Source organism: Amaricoccus macauensis (assembly GCF_049800915.1).
GTDB classification, from domain to species: domain Bacteria; phylum Pseudomonadota; class Alphaproteobacteria; order Rhodobacterales; family Rhodobacteraceae; genus Amaricoccus; species Amaricoccus macauensis_A.
In genome coordinates this window covers 304,907-319,968 of sequence record NZ_JBNAFY010000001.1, presented here as the reverse complement: position 1 = coordinate 319,968, position 15,062 = coordinate 304,907, and the positions used below count along the sequence as shown (strand labels likewise).

Annotated in this window: 14 protein-coding genes; 6 read left to right on the top strand and 8 right to left on the bottom strand. The window is 60.3% G+C overall.

The genetic code is table 11. The features are described 5' to 3' along the window. Positions 1 to 215: 215 nt before the first annotated feature. Together ACP15W_RS01335 and ACP15W_RS01330 are read right to left on the bottom strand one after the other, a co-directional pair. Positions 216 to 1,436: an FIST N-terminal domain-containing protein gene (locus tag ACP15W_RS01335; RefSeq protein WP_424931025.1), complete on the bottom strand. Its 1,221-nt coding sequence runs from the start codon at positions 1,434 to 1,436 to the stop codon at positions 216 to 218. After that, entirely contained in the window at positions 1,433 to 2,122 is a 690-nt protein-coding gene (locus ACP15W_RS01330) for a response regulator (RefSeq protein ID WP_424931024.1), read from the bottom strand. The genes ACP15W_RS01335 and ACP15W_RS01330 overlap by 4 nt, the downstream gene beginning before the upstream one ends. 343 nt (positions 2,123 to 2,465) lie before the next feature. Here ACP15W_RS01330 and speA point away from each other — a divergent pair, with 343 nt between their 5' ends. The 4 genes from speA (at position 2,466) to speB (ending at position 7,692) form a co-directional block, all read left to right on the top strand. Next, entirely contained in the window at positions 2,466 to 4,301 is a 1,836-nt protein-coding gene (speA, locus tag ACP15W_RS01325) for a biosynthetic arginine decarboxylase (protein ID WP_424931593.1), read from the top strand. Between the two features lie 18 nt (positions 4,302 to 4,319). After that, a complete protein-coding gene (locus ACP15W_RS01320) occupies positions 4,320 to 5,531 on the top strand; it encodes a saccharopine dehydrogenase family protein (RefSeq protein ID WP_424931023.1) in 1,212 nt (403 codons plus the stop codon). 16 nt (positions 5,532 to 5,547) lie between these two features. Next, a complete protein-coding gene (gene nspC / locus ACP15W_RS01315; RefSeq protein ID WP_424931022.1) occupies positions 5,548 to 6,711 on the top strand; it encodes a carboxynorspermidine decarboxylase in 1,164 nt (387 codons plus the stop codon). Between the two features lie 135 nt (positions 6,712 to 6,846). Continuing rightward, complete coding sequence (gene speB / locus ACP15W_RS01310) at positions 6,847 to 7,692, top strand: agmatinase (protein ID WP_424931021.1); 846 nt, start codon at positions 6,847 to 6,849, stop codon at positions 7,690 to 7,692. On the opposite strand, the gene cobU is transcribed toward speB, so the two are convergent. Continuing rightward, entirely contained in the window at positions 7,661 to 8,194 is a 534-nt protein-coding gene (gene cobU, locus ACP15W_RS01305; protein ID WP_424931020.1) for a bifunctional adenosylcobinamide kinase/adenosylcobinamide-phosphate guanylyltransferase, read from the bottom strand. The two genes, speB and cobU, sit on opposite strands and share 32 nt — an antisense overlap. A 71-nt stretch (positions 8,195 to 8,265) precedes the next feature. Between cobU and cbiB the strand changes: the two genes are divergently transcribed. Further along, positions 8,266 to 9,207, top strand: coding sequence for an adenosylcobinamide-phosphate synthase CbiB (gene cbiB, locus ACP15W_RS01300; protein ID WP_424931019.1), 942 nt, complete (start codon positions 8,266 to 8,268; stop codon positions 9,205 to 9,207). Between the two features lie 142 nt (positions 9,208 to 9,349). Continuing rightward, a complete protein-coding gene (locus tag ACP15W_RS01295) occupies positions 9,350 to 9,919 on the top strand; it encodes a hypothetical protein (protein WP_424931018.1) in 570 nt (189 codons plus the stop codon). Here ACP15W_RS01295 and ACP15W_RS01290 read toward each other — a convergent pair whose 3' ends face one another. From ACP15W_RS01290 to ACP15W_RS01270, 5 genes are all read right to left on the bottom strand, one after another. Further along, positions 9,920 to 10,591 carry a thiamine diphosphokinase gene (locus ACP15W_RS01290; RefSeq protein ID WP_424931017.1) on the bottom strand — a complete coding sequence of 224 codons (672 nt, stop codon included), beginning with the start codon at positions 10,589 to 10,591 and terminating at the stop codon, positions 9,920 to 9,922. Beyond that, the gene (locus ACP15W_RS01285; protein ID WP_424931016.1) at positions 10,588 to 11,079 is read right to left on the bottom strand and encodes a CreA family protein; all 492 of its coding nucleotides are present in this window, start codon (positions 11,077 to 11,079) and stop codon (positions 10,588 to 10,590) included. The genes ACP15W_RS01290 and ACP15W_RS01285 overlap by 4 nt, the downstream gene beginning before the upstream one ends. A gap of 17 nt (positions 11,080 to 11,096) precedes the next feature. After that, positions 11,097 to 11,336, bottom strand: coding sequence for a DUF2842 domain-containing protein (locus ACP15W_RS01280; RefSeq protein ID WP_424931015.1), 240 nt, complete (start codon positions 11,334 to 11,336; stop codon positions 11,097 to 11,099). Beyond that, entirely contained in the window at positions 11,333 to 12,625 is a 1,293-nt protein-coding gene (locus ACP15W_RS01275) for an adenylosuccinate synthase (RefSeq protein WP_424931014.1), read from the bottom strand. The genes ACP15W_RS01280 and ACP15W_RS01275 overlap by 4 nt, the downstream gene beginning before the upstream one ends. 245 nt (positions 12,626 to 12,870) lie before the next feature. Then, a complete protein-coding gene (locus ACP15W_RS01270; RefSeq protein WP_424931013.1) occupies positions 12,871 to 14,931 on the bottom strand; it encodes a hypothetical protein in 2,061 nt (686 codons plus the stop codon). Positions 14,932 to 15,062: the final 131 nt, after the last annotated feature.

Sequence of the window (15,062 nt, the reverse complement as noted above, 5' to 3'; positions counted from 1 at the left end):
AGTCGCAAGCTCCGTGCTGGCGCGGCCAAGCGTGTCGAGCGCTTGTTCGAGGTTGCGGGTACGCTCCCACACCTCGGCCTGAAGGGATATGGCCGACTGGAACAGGGAATAAGCCGACCCCGAGACCTCATGTCTCCGCTCGGCACGGTTGATAAGTGCCTCGATGATCCGGGCCTGTTTCTCGACCTGGACCTCCATCGGATCATCCGGATCGATCAGAATGGCGATACACTCCTTGGTCGGAAGAACGCGACGCCCACAAAGGTCTGGTTGACGTGAACTCCCAAATGCTGCTCTCCGTAGGTGTTGAAACCGATGACATTGTGGGAGCGCATGGCCTCGGAAACCTCGCGGTCCAACCCCTTGTGAACAATCTCCAATTTTCTCAGGAAGCAATCGAAGCCAAGAATGAAATCCGGCTTCTGCCCCTGCTCGCCTCGTACATCGAGCCCCGCATAGAGCGTCGCGACGATTTCCTTTCCGCGACCAAGCTTCAGAAGAAGCCCTTCGTCGATTGCGGAGAGCAGAGTAAGGCCACCGCTCTCGTGGATTTGTTGTATACCTCGAACATGGTAGACGTTGCCGTTGCGCACCAGAACGGGGTTCTCGGCAAAAACGATTGGCGATAGCTCTTCAACCGTCAGTCCGAGCAACCTGGCATATTCCTTCGCCGCCGGGGTCCCGTTTATCTCGACAACCAACCTCTCTTCTGGAATCGCGCCAGTTACCACCAGCTTCCGTTCAGTGGTCTCGAAATGATCGAACCCGAAGCCACGAAATTCGAGGTCGGTTTCAAGCAAGAGCAGCAAAGCAGCATTTGTGTGGAACCGCCCACCGTGGAGCACAAAAGTCGACTTGAAGGACTGTCCATCCGCGGCCGAACCGCCGAAAACGGGCACTTCGCGCAAGCCGGCGTGCAGGGCGGCGACGAAAACATCCTCCTGCTTGGAAAGCCCATCAGCCACGGTGATCGCCAGCCGGTTCCATCCGGTATTGGGACGGAACTGCGCGGCCATGCGCTCGGCCTCGACGGCGGTCTGCTCGATAGAAACAGGCGCGAGCGGTTTGAAAAGTTTCGAAGAGAACCTGAAATGCTCAGAAGGAAACGCAATAGCGACTAGCGCGTCAGTCTCATAGCCGGCAGGCGTGATCTGCCCTGCCGTTGTACATCCGAAAACGGTCGTATGGCGAAAACTTTCCCCAATCGGTGCTTCGAGGTCCCCCGGGTCGAAGCGCGGCGGAAACAGAAGAAACACGAAACTCGACTTGCGTCCAATTAACTCCGCAGCAACTTCGCGAAGTGCCAGTGCACCCGTCTCCGCGCGGGAGACAGCCACCTTGATCATCGGATCGTTGGGTCGTCTCTCACCGTAAGCTTTCTTGAACTGCGCTCCACCAAGAGCACTACCCGGCAACCCAGCGGCCAAGTCCTTCATTGCAGACCGGACACCATGTTCGCTTCCTTCACCAGAAGTGCGGCCTGAGTGCGGTTGCGAACACCCAGACGTCGAAGGAGCGCGGTGATATGCGCCTTGACTGTCGCCTCGGCCAATGAGAGCTCGAAGGCAATCTGCTTGTTCGCCTTGCCTTCGCATATCAAATTGAGGATGCGGCTTTGTTGCGGCGACAGCCCTTCGATCCGCTGGTAAACCAGCTCGGCATCTTGGCTATCATCATTCGCCACACAGGTGCGGCGAATGCCGGGTGGCGCGTAGATTTTGCCTTCACATACGGTTCTGACCGCTTCGGAAAAGGATGCCTTGGGCAGATCCTTAGGAATGAAGCCAGCGGCGCCCGCACCCAAAAGTGCCTGAATCGTCTTCTCCGAGGTGCTGGCCGAGATCACGACAACCGGGACATCCGGGTTCTTGTCCTTGATACGCATGAAGCCATTGAGCCCGGCGACATCGGGAAGATTGAGATCGAGCAGTATGAGATCCGGCAAATAGCGCGAATTCAATAGCCGCATTCCTTCCGATAGGCAGCTCGCCGATCTTACATCGTCAGTGCCAAAAATTCCCTCGATCGCGCTGGCGAGCGCCTCGCAGTATAGTGGATGGTCGTCAATCACCAGTACAGAGCCGATTTCCCCTTCGCCCTGCGTCGTTGCTTGCTTGTGCATGCTTTTTTCTCCCTGAGGTCAGGACACTACCAGACTGCAACATTCGTGCAAATCAAATGCCCCGGAGGTGCCCTCAAATCGAAGGGAGAGGGTGAACAGGAGGTGAGTCGTTCGGGCGTATCGCGTCGGTACTGACGAAACCGTGATGTGCGCCTTGCATCAATCCAGTTCATTGAAGCCGGTTTCCGAGATCGGACAACAGAGGTTTTGCCGGGCCGGAAGAATGTTGTTAATGAGCGCGAGAGCTGGGCGGCGGCACGTCGCTTCGACAAGGGAGAAACAGGTGACGAGCGAGGACGAACTGCCCCACGGCATCTACGGGATCGAACGCTGGGGCAAGGGGATGGTGAGTGTCCTGCCCGACGGGGACCTGGGTCTCATACACCCCCAGTCGGAGAGCACGCCACCGGCAAGCCTTCCGCGGATTATCCGTCAGCTTGAACGCCGCGGGATCCAGACTCCGGTTCTTCTGCGTGTAAGCTCATTTCTCGAGCGTGGCATCCGCACCCTGAACGAGAGTTTCAACCAGGCAATAGAGCGAACGGGATACAAGGGCACCTATCGTGGCGTTTTCCCGATCAAGGTTAACCAGCAAGCCCATGTGGTCCAGCGGATCGTCGAGTTCGGCCGCCCCTATGGCTACGGACTGGAAGCCGGGTCCAAGCCCGAGCTCGTAATTGCGCTCAGCCGCTCGCTGGCCAAGGACGCACTGATCGTCTGCAACGGGGTCAAGGATGATGAATTCATCCGCCTCGCAATCCTCTCCCGCAAGCTCGGCTTCAACACGGTCATCGTGCTAGAAAGCCCAAAGGAGGTTGATACGGTCATTGCCGCGGCCAAGGACCTCGGCCTGGATCCCCTTCTGGGCGTACGCATCAAGCTTACGAACCAGATCAGCGGAGCTTGGGCCGCAAGTTCTGGTGATCGTTCGACCTTCGGGATGAATTCGGACCAGCTTGTGACAGCGATCGACCGGCTACGCGAGGCCGGTCTTCTGCATTGCCTCAAGCTACAGCACAGCCACCTTGGCTCGCAAATCCCGGACGTGAACGACGTGCGCCGCGCAGTGAACGAGGCCTGTCGCTACTTTACTGAACTGACGGGTGAGGGCGTTCCGCTCAGCCACCTCGATCTCGGAGGCGGCCTCGGCATCGACTATACCGGCGAAATGAAGGCAAACGACAACTCGGTAAACTACACCGTGGACGAGTATTGCCTGAATGTCGTCGAAACCGTCCGCTATGCCATGGACGAAGCCGGCCTGCCGCACCCGACGCTCGTGACGGAAAGTGGCCGGGCGGTAGTGGCACACTCCTCGCTCCTCGTTTTCAACGTACTCGAAGCCACCTTCTTCGAAGTCGAGACCGCTCCAGAACCGGAACCGGACGATCACCATCTCCTTTCGGACCTGCGGGCCATCGAATCCTACATCGAACCGATGCGACTGCAGGAGTGTATCAACGACGCGCAGTATTACCGTGATGAGCTCAGGGCGCTGTTCCGCCGCGGCTACGTCGGCTTGCGTCAGGTCGCGCGTGGCGAACGGATCTATCTGCGGATACTCTCGCGGATCAAGCGCGTCGCCCATGAGAGCGAAAGCACGTCGGAGATAGACGCGCAGCTTGAGAAGATCGCGGATATCTACCACTGCAATTTTTCGCTCTTCCAATCTCTCCCGGATGTATGGGCCATCAATCAGATCCACCCGGTCGTGCCACTCCAGCGACTGAACGAGGAACCGGACAGGCGCGCAGTTCTCACCGACATCACCTGTGACAGCGACGGCAAGATCGGCCGCTTCATCCTCGCGGACGGCATTTCGCCTTCGCTGCCGGTGCACACAATCGACGACGACAGCTCCTATTATATCGGGGTCCTCTTCGTCGGTGCATACCAGGAAACGCTCGGCGATCTGCACAACCTGTTCGGCGACACGAACGTGGCCACCATCGACCTGCGAGAGGATGGCGGGTTCGACCTGCTGCAGGAAGTCGAGGGAGACACAATCTCGGAAGTGCTGAGCTACGTCGAATACGATCCGCGCGATCTGATCGACGACTTCCGCAAACTGGTCGAGACGGCAATCTCGGAAGACAGGCTTTCGGTCTCCGACCGGAAAACGCTGATCGCGGCCTACCGCGACAGCATGAACGGCTACACCTACTACGAATCCCACTGACACCGGAGGGCAATCCCCATGGGCAAGACACTCGTGATCGGCGCGGGCGGCGTAAGCGGCGCATGCGTCAACAAGATGGCGATGAATTCTGACATCTTCACCGAGATCACGCTGGCCAGCCGGCGCAAGTTCAAGTGTGACGAAATCGCAGAAGGCGTGAAGGCACGCACCGGCGTAGAGATCAAGACGGCCGAGATCGACGCTATGGACGTCGGGGCGGTCGTGGATCTGATCAAGGAAACAGGGGCAGAGCTTCTGGTAAACCTCGCGCTCCCCTATCAGGATCTGGCGCTGATGGATGCGTGCCTCGAGGCCGGCATTCACTATCTCGACACCGCGAATTACGAGCCCCCCGAAGAGGCGAAGTTCGAGTATTCTTGGCAATGGGCCTATCAGGAACGCTTCAAGGAGAAGGGCCTGACCGCAATTCTCGGTTCCGGCTTTGACCCGGGCGTGACCTCAATCTTCGCAACCTGGGTGCGCAAGCATAAGCTCGACGGCATCCGCCAGATCGACATCCTCGACTGCAATGGCGGTGATCACGGAAAGCCTTTTGCCACCAACTTCAATCCGGAGATCAACATCCGCGAAGTGACGGCCCCTGCACGGCACTGGGAAGGCGGCCAATGGGTCGAGACCGAAGCGATGTCGAACAAGGTGCCCTTCGATTTCCCTGAAGTGGGCGAGCGAAACATGTACCTGATGTATCATGAGGAGCTTGAGAGCCTCTCGACACACTTTCCTGAAATCGAGCGCGCACGATTCTGGATGACCTTTGGCGACGCATACATCAACCACGTCACCGTTCTGCAGAATGTCGGCATGACCTCCATCGACCCGGTGGTGCACAACGGGGTCGAGATCATTCCGCTTCAGTTCCTCAAGACCGTACTGCCTGATCCCGGCAACCTCGCTGAGACCACCAAGGGCAAGACCTGCATCGGCGACATCATCACCGGTCCGGCCAAGGACGGCAGCGGCGAGAAGACCCTCTATATCTACAACATCTGCGATCACGAAGAGTGCAACCGCGAGGTGGGCAGCCAGGCCGTCTCTTACACCACGGGCGTCCCGGCCATGATCGGCGCTGCCATGGTGCTTAGGGGCATCTGGCGCGAGCCGGGTGTCTGGAACACCGAACAGCTCGACCCTGATGCCTTCATGGAGATGCTGAATACGCAAGGCCTGCCCTGGCAGGTGGTCGACCTCCCTGGACCAGTGGAGTTCTGATCAGGTGACTGTGGTCATGCAGACGCAAGCGGGGGATGCGGGCGCCTTTCGCCGCTTTGACCTTTCCCGCGTGCCTTCTCCCTGTTTCGTGGTCGACGAGGCCGCGATCCGGAGAAATCTCTCGATCCTGAAGGAGGTGTCACATCGCTCGGGCGCACATGTCCTCGCGGCCTTGAAGGCGTTCTCGATGTTCGCGCTCGCCCCCGTCGTGCGCGAATACCTTGGAGGAACCTGCACCAGCGGGCTTTTCGAGGCGCGTCTTGCCCGAGAGGAATATGGCGGCGAGGTTGCGACCTTCTGTGCGGGCTACAAGGCGTCGGAAATCGATGCGATCATCGCGTTGTCGGATCACATGATCTTCAACTCCGCCGTGCAGAAGGACAGGTTCCTGCCGAATATCCTCGCGAGCGGACGCAAGGTCGATGTCGGGCTTCGCATCAACCCAGAGCATTCCGAAGGCGAAGTGGCGAAATACGATCCCTGCGCACCCTGTTCACGGCTTGGATTGCCGGTTTCACAACTCACCGCGCAGTCGTTGACGGGCGTGAACGGATTGCACATGCATACGCTCTGCGAGCAGGATTTCGCGCCGCTGGCTCGGACATGGGACTCCGTGAAGCCCAGGATTGCCCCCTACTTCCCGGCGCTCAAATGGATAAATTTCGGCGGCGGGCATCATATCACGCGCGGCGACTATGACCGCGAAGGACTGATCGCCTTTCTCCGGGGGGTTCGTGCGGAGACCGGGCTTGAAGTCTACCTCGAGCCAGGTGAGGCGGTGGCGCTTGATGCCGGCATCCTGGTGGGTGAGATCCTCGACCTTCCCCAGAACGGTATGGATCTGGCGATCACGGATATCTCGGCCACCTGCCACATGCCCGATGTGATCGAGGCACCCTATCGTCCGGCGCTGCTTGGCGAATCCAAGAGTGGTCACACGTATCGTTTCGGGGGACCTTCCTGCCTCGCAGGAGATGTGATCGGGGACTATACCTTCGAGAAGCCGCTCCAGATCGGCCAGCGCTACGCATTCCTCGACCAGGCGCATTACTCGATGGTAAAGACCAACACATTCAATGGCGTGCCGCTCCCCGCTATTGCGCTTTGGAATTCCGAGACGGACGACCTTAAGATCATTCGTGAGTTCGGCTATGAAGACTTCCGCGATCGCTTGTCCTAGCGGCCCGTTTTCATACTGGTTTGTTAACCTGGAGAGCAGTCGGCGGGCCCGAACACGGGCACGCCAAACGACGCACCGCGCGCTCATTTGCGCGCACAGATTGGCGGCAAAAGCCGCCCCCCGGAGGCTGGCCACATGACCTTCTTTCTCGATAGCGAACTAACACAGACCGAGCGCCGGGAAGACGCCTTTTTCCGGGTAATACCTATGCCGCTCGAGCGCACAGTTTCCTACGGCTCAGGAACCTCCCTCGGCCCTACGGCCATCATCGAGGCGAGCAACGAACTCGAGCGCAATACAGCCGGGAAAGAACCCTGCGCGCGGGGCATTCACACGGAGGCCCCGGTTGATTGCACCGGCCCCCTACCCGAAGTCATGGCGCGTCTTGCGGCCAGAACGCGCGCCGCCGTGGAGGCGGGCAAGATACCAGTCACGCTCGGCGGCGAACACTCACTCACCTATGGCGCAGTGATGGGTGTTCTGTCCGCGACCCACCGACCACTCGGGATCGTGCAGATCGACGCCCATGCAGACCTCCGCGTCGCCTATCAGGGCGAGCCGCATTCCCATGCGTCGGTCATGCATATGCTGGCGGAAGAAGGCGTCCGGCTTGCGCAATTCGGTGTGCGCGCACTTTCCGGCGAAGAGATGGAGAGCCGGTTGCGCAATCACGTCTTTCATGTCGATGCCGAGGAAATCGTCACCAAGGGACTTCATGCCATCGATCTGCCCGAAGATTTCCCGCAAGACATCTACGTCTCCTTCGACGTGGACGGGCTCGACCCCAGCGAAATGCCTGCAACCGGAACCCCAGTGCCCGGAGGGTTGTCGTATTTTCAGTCCATACATCTCGTGGAGAATGCACTTAAGGGCCGTCGCCTCATCGGCCTCGATGTCGTTGAACTTGCCCCCGATGGCAAACAGGCGTGGGATTTCACCGCCGCGCAGATTACCTACCGCTTGATGGCTCTGGCCGTTTGAGTGCGACCGGAAGTCCGGCAGCGATAAAATCAACGGAACCGACGGCTGCGGCAATGCGCTGGTTGAGCCGCCCCTGTTCATCTCGGAAGGCGCGCCCCAATGGCGTTTCGGGCACCAGGCCGAGGCCGACTTCGTTCGAGACCAGTATGATCGGGGACCGGACATCACGCAGTCCTTCGATGAACCGGCCCGTTTCGATTTCGGGATTGCGCCCCGAATGCATGAGGTTCGAAAGCCAAAGGGTCAGACAATCCACCAGAATTGCATCCGTGCCGAACGAAGCAAACGAAGAAACAATATCAAGCGGCGCTTCGACCGATTGCCAGCCCGCTCCACGCTCGGCCTTGTGGCGGGCGATGCGTTCCGCCATTTCCGCGTCATGCGCCTCGGCCGTGGCAATGTAGAGCCGCCTTGGGCCAGTTGCCTCGGCAAGCGCCATGGCATGCCGCGTCTTGCCCGACCGCGCACCACCCAGTACAAGACGATGATCCGTAAGCGCCATTCCAGTTCCCCTTGTAACGCGCATGCATTCCGGGAAAATCACCGCGCCTGTCAACCCGGAGGTGCCTGGCCATGAACTGGCCTCTCGTCATGCTCATTGCCTTCGCCATCGAGGCAGCCATCGGTTGGCCTACACGTCTGCACGCGCAGATCGGTCATCCCGTGACATGGATCGGTGGGCTCGTGTCCCGCCTCGATCATGCCTGGAACAAGCCCCAACTGGATCCGGGCCGAAATCGCTTGGCCGGAACGACAGCCACGGTCGTGACCGTACTTGCCGCGACTCTGCCGCCTATGATCATCGCCTTTCTGCTTCACCCGACGTTCTGGGGACATCTTCTGGCAGGCGCACTGGCAGCGCCCCTTTTGGCAACGCGCTCCCTCTACACCCATGTGGCCGCGGTAGCGGTCCCGCTAGAGCACGGGCAGATCGCGGACGCACGCGCGGCCGTGAGCCAGATCGTCGGCCGAGACCCGGCGCAACTCGACCAAAGCGGCATCGCACGGGCAAGCCTCGAAAGTCTGGCGGAAAATACCTCCGACGGCGTGATCGCGCCACTCTTCTGGGGGGCGCTCCTAGGCTTGCCGGGAATTGCCGCGTATAAGGCCATCAACACGCTCGACAGCATGATCGGCCATCGCAGCCCTCGCCATGAGCATTTCGGCTGGTTCGCCGCGAAACTGGACGACCTCGTGAACTGGCCCGCTGCCCGTTTGACCGGCGTACTGATAGCCCTTGCCGGAGGTCGACCTGCAAGATGCCTCCGCACAATGCGCGCCGATGCCCCGCATCATCGATCACCGAACGCCGGCTGGCCGGAAGCAGCAATGGCCGCGTCACTTGACTGCCGGCTCTCCGGCCCACGATTCTATCAGGATCGCGTGGCGCAGGAGCCTTGGATCAATGCCTCTGCCCCCGACCCGGCACCCGGCGATCTGTTGCGTGGCCTCGGACTCTACAAGCGGACCATGTTCCTCGCCGGGGCACTGCTCTGCCTTCTTGCAGCTGCGTAAAATCAGACACTTGCCCCCTTTGCTGCATCAAGCCCGCCAACAGGGTTGCTTGGCTCAACCAGAGCGCCTAATGCCAACTGTGGCGAAAGACGATCGCCCGAAAGCGCCGAGCGGCGCTCAAGTTGAAATGAAGGGGTTCATCATGAAATTTGCACTCGCCCTGTTCGGGGCCGTAACCATGGCATTGGCGTCCTGCGGTCCCATGCCCGGCCCGAGCCGCGGACCTGCGGTCAGCGAGTCGCTGCAGACGGCCACTGCAACGATTGATGCGGTCGACAAGGAAGAGCGCATCATTCGCCTCCATGGCGACGAAACCGGCCAGCGGTTCACCGTCTACGCAAATGACGGCATCAAGAATCTTGATCAGCTGACGGCAGGCGACATCGTGGTGGTGGAGTATTACGAGGCGACCACTCTTTCGATGGCGACGCCGAATTCGCCGGATGCCTCGATTGCAGTTGCCACGGCAGAAGCCGCTCCCGGCGAACTGCCCGGCGGTATCGCGGTTGAAAGCGAAACGGTTGTCGTCGAACTTCTCGACTACGACCGCGATGAAGGGATCGCCACCTATCTCACCCCCGATGGCCTCCAACGCCGTTCGGCTGTTCCGCCGCGCCTCCAGACCTTTGCGCAGGAAGCCAACCGCGGCGACATGATCGAAGTCACGATGACCCAGGCGGTCGCGGTTTCCGTCGAGGAAGTCGAAAGCTGATCAGCTCGCGGATCCCGCCAGCACGGAGACGGCCTGCCCCAGTTCGCGCCGGGGCAGGATCACCAAAACGGCGGGCGCGTCGAAACCGACACGGATGGGTCCGCCAAGGGCCATGTTCGATGTGCCAATGCGTCCGTCAGGCCTCATGACGAGCCCTTCCACGGACCAACGCAATCCGTGTGAGATCCGTCCCGTCGCGGGCGCCATCGGAAACAACGACACGCGGGTTTCCGACGAGAGATCGAGGCTAAGCTCGTCTGGGCACAGGAAACAGATATCGCTCCCGCCCAACAGGATCACCGGACGATCGGCGAAACGCAGCAGGGCATTCATCGCCGCGAGATGGTGATCCACACGCCCGCCCATGAAACCGATCCCGATCATGATCGGGGCTGCAATATTGCGCAGGCATTTCTCGAGATCAGTGCTGTCCTGCTCGGCAATATGGTGGCACGCCACGCCACTTTCGCGGACAAGATCAAGTTCGACCGAATCCATGTCGCCGATGACCGCTGCTGGCCGAACATCCTTGCTGCGCAGGTGGTTCAGGCCACCGTCAGCAGCAACCAATAACGGCGCAATATCCCGGGCTTCCGTAAGATCCCGATCCTCCACAGGCCCACCGCCAATCAGGGTGACCGGTCCTTCCGCGCGGATCAGTGGGCCGCTCATCCTGGTGCTTCGGTCTCCGGGTCGGGCGCAGCGTGCCAGTCACGCACCACCACGGCCGAAAGCGCATTCTTCGGCGAGCCATCGACCAACTTATCGGAGTAGGTGAGATAGATGAGCGTGTTCCGATCTTCATCGAAAAACCGGACCACCTGAATGCGCTTGAACATGATCGAGGCACGACGCCCGAAAACCTCTTCGCCATCTTCGAGATCATCTCTGAACTTGATCGGCCCGATCTGGCGACACGCGATGGAGGCGTCCGAGGTATCCTCCGCCAGTCCGAGGCTGCCGGAAATGCCACCGGTGCGCGCCCGGCTCACGAAGCAGGAAACGCCCTCGACCTTGGGGTCATCGAAGGCCTCGATAACGATCTTGTGGTTCGCACCAAGAAGCTTGAATGCAGTCGTGACTTCACCGATTTCCTCGGCTGCCACCGACCCCGACATTCCTGCGAGTATGCCCCCGACCAACGCAATCCTGCTCAACATGCTCGTGTGCTCCTTCGCTATGGGCCCTCATCGTCATTCGGGGCGTCCGGGTCCGCACGACCGACACCGAGAAAGACGAAGCGGAGCGGCAGCATCCATAGAAAACCCAACCCTACATAGATAAGCAGTTCCAGGAGAATTCCAGGTCGACCGAGCCATTGCATCAGCTTGACCGCCACCACGATGTAAAGCGGCAACCAGACAAGCAGCGCCACGAGCGAGAGCCTGCGGCGCGTCTTGTAGGAGAGCTCGATCATCCGGCGAACGGGTCCGTGACGAGGATCGTGTCCTCGCGCTCGGGGCTGGTGGAGAGAAGTGCCACCGGGCATCCGATGAGTTCCTCGACCCTGCGGACATACTTGATCGCAGCAGCCGGCAGATCGGCCCAGGACCGTGCGCCGGCGGTGGTTTCCGACCAGCCCGGCATGGTCTCGTAGATCGGGGTCACGCGGGCTTGCTGGTCGGCAGCCATGGGCAGGTGGTCGAGGCGCTTGCCATCGAGCTCATAGGCAACGCAGATCTTGAGTTCCTCGAAGCCGTCGAGCACATCGAGCTTGGTCAGCGCGATACCATTCGCTCCGGACGTTGTGCAGGTCTGGCGGACGAGCACCGCGTCGAACCAACCGCAGCGGCGCTTGCGACCCGTGACGGTGCCGAACTCATGACCGCGCTCGCCGAGGCGATTTCCATCCGCGTCATCAAGTTCGGCCGGGAACGGCCCTTCGCCGACGCGGGTGGTGTAGGCCTTCACGATGCCGAGCACGAAATCGACCGCGCCCGGACCCATGCCGCAGCCGGTCGCGGCCATGCCGGCCAGCGTGTTCGAAGAGGTGACGTAGGGGTAGGTTCCGAAATCGATGTCGAGCAGTGCGCCCTGCGCGCCTTCGAACAGAATGCGTTTTCCGGCGGCGCGGACCTCGGCCAGTTCCTTCCAGACCGGGGCGGCATAGGGAAGGATCTTGGGTGCGATCTCGAGAAGCTTCGCGCGCAGCTCGTCGCGGTTCACCGGCTCGGCATTGAGGCCCTTGCGAAGCGCGTCGTGATGGGCGAGCAACCGGTCGAGGCGCGTATCGAGGGTGGCGGCATCGCCGAGATCTGCCACGCGGATCGAGCGACGGCCCACCTTGTCCTCGTAGGCCGGACCGATGCCGCGCCCCGTGGTACCGATCTTGGCCTTGCCTGCGGCCTCTTCCCGGATCTGGTCGAGGTTCTGATGCAACGGCAGGATCAGCGGCGTGTTCTCGGCAATCCGCAGGCTTTCCGGCGTGATATCAACACCTTGCGCGCGCAGCTTGTCGATCTCTCCGATCAGGGCCCAGGGATCGAGCACAACACCGTTACCGATGACCGAGAGCTTTCCCTTGCGCACGATGCCCGATGGCAGGAGCGAAAGCTTGTAGACCTCACCATCGATGACAAGCGTGTGGCCGGCATTGTGCCCGCCCTGGAAGCGCGCGATCACATCCGCCCGTTCGGACAGCCAGTCGACGATCTTGCCTTTGCCTTCGTCGCCCCACTGGGCGCCCACGACGACCACATTAGCCATGATATTCGGTGCTCCATGCCGTTACGAGGGAGCTATAGCGATATGAAAGGCGGGCCGAAACCGTATTTTCGCCGTTGAACGGCTGTTCTGCCGCAGAAATGGCGAAATGCCGGAATCCGGACGCCGATCGGATAAGATCGCGGTATGGAATCGATATGGTTTCGGTATGGAAACCGTATGGCTCCATTTTCATACCTCGTTAACGATACGACCTCTGGCAGATGCGGGAAGAGCAGCTTGGCGGATCAGGAAAGCCGTTCAACGAGTGCCTCGGCCACGGGGATCTGGCGCTCGAAGGTTGCCGCCCTGGGCAAATGACCGCTTGCACGGAGCAGCGAACACGCTTCCTCCATCTGGCGAAGCGCCAGTCGTGCCAAGGTGAAATCCTGCCTGCTTTGGGCAAGAAACAGTCGTGCCGTGCCTTGGTTTCCAACCGCGTCGGCATGGTCGATCGGCCCGCGCTCAATCGTATATTCCTGCAACGCCAGATCAAAGGCTTCGATGGCTTCAACTAGGCGGGAATCGCCGCCACCGTAGGCCCCAAGGAACGTGAGAGCTCCGCCGAGGTTGTTCTGGCTTGATGCCCATTCGATCGGGACAGTCTCCGGTTTTCTGACTTCCAGCGCCCGTCGGAATGCATCGATTGCCGCCTCTAGATGTACAGGATCTCTATCAAGCTGCCCCAGAAGCATGAGTGCGATCCCTAAACCATTCTGCGCGTTCGCCCATTCGAGAGGCGCACGCTCAGGAGTGAGTTCTTCGAGGGCTAATTTATAGGCGTAAACTGCCTGTTCAAACCTCGCCTTGCCCGCCCCATATTGACCAAGGAGCGTCAGCGTATTGCCAAGGTTCGTTTGCGTCTGCGACCATGCCAGCCCATTTCGCTCGCGCGTCTGTTCCGTCAGAGCCAATCGGAGGGCTGCTACGGCCTTATTCAGCCGCTCTCTGCTGCCTTCAATTTCCCCGAGAATCGCGAGAACGATCCCGAGGCCGTTCTGCGCCTTGGCCCAATCTTGAGGAACACGCTCTCTCGTCCATTCGTTCAATGCCTCGCGGTAGGCACTTGCAGCTTTTTCTAGGTTTGTCTTGTTGCCGTCTCGACCGCTCAAAACCCGAAGCGCATTTCCTAGGTTGTAGTGCGCTCCTGCCCAATCGCGCGGATACTTAACACGTGGCAAATGAGGCAATACATCCCGTTCAAAGAGTTGAATACAATCCAGAAGCGCGGCTCTGTCACCAAGTTCATCGCCTAGCCTGTAAAGTGCCTCCGCACGTAAGATCTCGAAGATCCATCGCGACTGAGGCTCCAACTGCGAGACAAAGTTTGCTGCGGCGTCATAGTGGCCGGCTGCTTCGCGATACTGCAGTCGAAGTCGGGCCAGGTCGCCTCGCGTTGCGCGAAACCTGGCACGCCGCAAGACATGTGCAGCTTCATCTGCGCGCTCTGCCTTGATCAGCTTAGCATCAGCCTCGACAAAACGTCCGTTTTTGGCCAGCGCATCGGCCTCGCCCAGGAGTTCATGCACGATTATATCGCCCGACCCATCGAGCTCGCGGATGCGGTCCTTGTAGGTATTATACTCTTCTGCTTTGGCACGCAGCAGGCGCTCGATCTGCGCCGGATCGTCGGGAACCTCGCCATGACCGAAATCGAGCAGGATGGCCTTGGCCGTGGCGAGGGGGAGGCCCGGGGCAGAGCGCGCCAGCAACTCTTCCAGCATAGCGGTCTGAGCGTCCTGCTTATCCTCCATGCGCGTCTGCCAAGTGAGGACATCTTGCCACAGCGCCGGCGCGAGATGCTCCATGTAACCCGGTTCGGCAATGAGCCGGGCGTAGGCATTGCGGGTCACATCGAGAAGGAACTTGCGAGCCAGATACGCCTCGGCATTGCGCGGGCTGGTATCGCCATAGACCACAGGGAGGACTTTCTCGGCCCGATGCAGAACCTCATGCGCGATGGAATTGGCATCAAGGCGCTTTCCCACCACGTCGCAGGGCAGCGCCATGCAATGCGGGATGACTTCCTCGAAGCTGGCCACGGCGCCTTCGCGCGACGACGCATCTCCCCGGGAGAACTCCTCACTCCAGTTTCGCCACTGCGACTTGAGGTCCCGTTGCAAAGCCTTGAGCACGCGTTCAGCCTCGGCACGGCGCTGACCCGAAAGGCGCGCAAGAACCCCGGTGCCCGCCGTCATGGCCTCTATCATTCCGGGCGGTGGGGGCGCGCCAAGGCTGGCGGCGCAGGCAACCGATGCCCCCACCAGCATGATGGCGAACTTGTCGAGGCAGGTCTCGTCCTTGAACATGTTTTGCCTAGCTCGCCGGGGTGAAATCCGCGGATGGTGTTGGCGGCTTGCGCAAGTGTCAACCGGAGCATTTCGGGGAGAGGGACAGCGCCCGTCCGAGGGTGGCGCGCCCAGACGCCCGAGCTCCGCAA